Source organism: Mycobacterium gordonae (assembly GCF_001417955.2).
Classification (GTDB): Bacteria; Actinomycetota; Actinomycetes; order Mycobacteriales; family Mycobacteriaceae; genus Mycobacterium; species Mycobacterium gordonae_B.
In genome coordinates, this window is sequence record NZ_LKTM01000144.1 from 1 (window position 1) to 2,425 (window position 2,425).

General features: G+C 60.8%; 3 protein-coding genes and 1 pseudogene. 3 read left to right on the forward strand and 1 reads right to left on the reverse strand.

The genetic code is table 11. The annotated features are described in order from the left end of the window. Positions 1–85 precede the first annotated feature (85 nt). From AO501_RS35620 to AO501_RS37180, 3 genes and pseudogenes are all read left to right on the forward strand, one after another. Positions 86–403: pseudogene (locus AO501_RS35620) on the forward strand (transposase); the annotation flags it as partial. A 19-nt stretch (positions 404–422) separates the two neighbouring features. Continuing rightward, entirely contained in the window at positions 423–1,784 is a 1,362-nt protein-coding gene (locus tag AO501_RS39260) for a serine/threonine-protein kinase PknH/PknJ (RefSeq protein WP_055578196.1), read from the forward strand. A gap of 174 nt (positions 1,785–1,958) precedes the next feature. After that, positions 1,959–2,108, forward strand: a complete 150-nt coding sequence (locus AO501_RS37180; protein ID WP_156452537.1) for a hypothetical protein — start codon at positions 1,959–1,961, stop codon at positions 2,106–2,108. Between the two features lie 17 nt (positions 2,109–2,125). On the opposite strand, the gene AO501_RS13415 is transcribed toward AO501_RS37180, so the two are convergent. Continuing rightward, positions 2,126–2,425: transposase (locus AO501_RS13415; RefSeq protein ID WP_231752476.1), on the reverse strand; the 300-nt coding region annotated here is incomplete at its 5' end.

A 2,425-nucleotide genomic window follows, 5' to 3' on the forward strand; every position in this document is an offset into this window, starting at 1 on the left:
ATTCAGCGATATCCCCCACGAGCGCAGGCCCTCTCCGCAGATCCTCGGCTTAACGAAAATCTCGGCATAATCCGAGTTAAGCCGGATCCGGCTTAACTCGGATCGCGGATCTCAGTTCCGGTCAAGGAAATTCGTACACGCCTTGAATCAACACGAGATGGTCGGCTCTATGGGCCGTGTCGGAGCCGCCGGCGACAACGCCGCCATCGAGAGCTTCTTTAGCCTGCTGCAGAAGAACGTGCTCGACCGCCGCCGCTGGGACACCCGAGAACAACTCCGCATCGCGATCGTCACCTGGATCGAGCGCACCTACCACCGGCGCCGCCGCCAGTCCGGCCTCGGGCGGTTGACCCCGATCGAATTCGAAGCAATCATGACCACACCGGCCAGTCAGGCCGCGTGACCGAAACTGTCACCTGATCGTGCAGCAGACCCAACCTAGCAACATCTTGCTCACTGATGACGACTTCGCCTACCTCATAGACTTCGGCATCGCACGGGCCGAAAGCGAAACCGGCCTGACCTCAACGGGTCTGACGGTCGGCACTTGGGGATATATGGCCCCAGAGCGATTTCGAAGCGGACTAGCCGAGCCAAGTGCCGACACCTACGCCTTGACGTGTGTTCTGTACCAGTGCTTGACCGGCCGACTCCCATTCCCCGGCAGCACTTTTGAACAATATGCTTTAGCGCATATCGCCGACCCCGCACCCAAGCCGTCGGAGAGCGATCCGGCGATCCCTCGCACACTCGACGAGGTAATCGCTACGGGGTTAGCCAAGGATCCGGCGCAACGCTATGGCAGTCCAACAGAGATGGCCGCGGCCGCGCGCAGCGCTCTAAGCCAGCGACCATATACCGGCCAGTCAGCTCAACCGGAGCGTACGCACCCGCAGGTCGTTACGGCGGATTATGCCGGCGACGCAAAGACTGCAGTCAGCAATCTAAAGGAAAGTCACGCTGAGCCGGCCAGCGCTGGCGAGCCGACGGTGATGGCGGAGACGAGGGAAGCTCCCTTGTCGGAGTCTCGAGCAGACCGCGACCTGCCTCAACCCGAGGGTCTGCAAGAAGGACTGCGGATCGGGTCGCCCTTTCTCAAAGGCCGCGGCATGCACGTCAGCGAGCGCATCAAGGTTGCGGCCGTGGTCGCTGTCGCCATCATCGGTGGTGGTGGCTACTGGATGGCGCACCACAGCCAGTTCAGGTCGAATTCAGAGCTTGCCCTGGCTACTACGAGCACGCTCGATGGCCTTCTTCTGAGCCCCGCAGAAGCAAGCACCGCTATCGGAGCCCCCAGCCTGAGGTCTAGCGGTCGTGGAACGATGAGCAACGGCGCTGGTGAGGTTGTGTCGCCCCCGCAGTGCCGAGCTGTCTTTAACCAAGAAATCGGTAGCTACGAAAGCAGTGGATTCACAGCGAATATAGCGGACCGCCTGGTGGACAATCCAATGACCATTGTTGTCGACGAGGCGGTCGTGCTATATCCGACAGTACAAGCGGCACAAGGCGTTTACAACGATTCTGCAGCGCGGTGGGCATCGTGCGCGAACCAGACTGTGTCCTCGACATTTCGTGACGGCCATGTAGGTAGGACCGCCATCGGCCACGTTTCCAATCAAAACGGCATTCTGAGCGTCCAGCTCAGGGATAACGACGGACCGACGTATCAGCATGCCTTAACCGCGACCGCAAATGTCTTGATCGACGTCACCGTGCTAAGCGCACAACCCGCGGACGAAGCGGTCGCGGTTGCTCGCAAAATCGCGGCCAAAGTGCAGAAATGAAGGCGACCCGACAGCGCGGAACAGAGCTGCGCTGATGGGAGAGCGCAGACGAATGTGCTGCGGTTCAACCTAGCGAGAAGTACAGCTTGCTTACCTCACCGCCGCACCAAGGTGACGCACACGAAGGTCGTGCGCCGGTCCGGCCGCATCAACCCATCGTTATCCAGACTTGCGTTGACTGATCGCACGCTTTTCAACCCGCGCCTCGCCGTAGGTGGCGAAACTCGTTGCAAGGCATTCGACGTCGATGGCGGCCTGCTTTCGCTAGTGGTGCTGTGCACCTGGGTCAAGTCCAGGGACGTGGTGTACGACGTCGTCGTGTGATTCTTCGTGGTGATGGTTCAGGCGGTCAGTGCCGCCGGGGTGTCCTCCTGTTCGGTCGGGGTGTCTTTGACGGCGCGTGATTTGCTGAGGACGTCGAGGCCGAGGTAGCGCCGTGATTCGGCCCATTCGTCGTGTTGTTCGGCCAGCACGGCCCCGACGAGGCGGATCAGGGCATTACGGTCGGGGAAGATGCCGACGACGTCGGTGCGCCGGCGGATCTCCTTGTTGAGCCGCTCCTGGGTTATCTGTAGTCCTCGTGACGGCGTCTTTGATGTCCGACACGAGGTGTTGAGGTCCCAGGTTCTGCGTGCTGGACA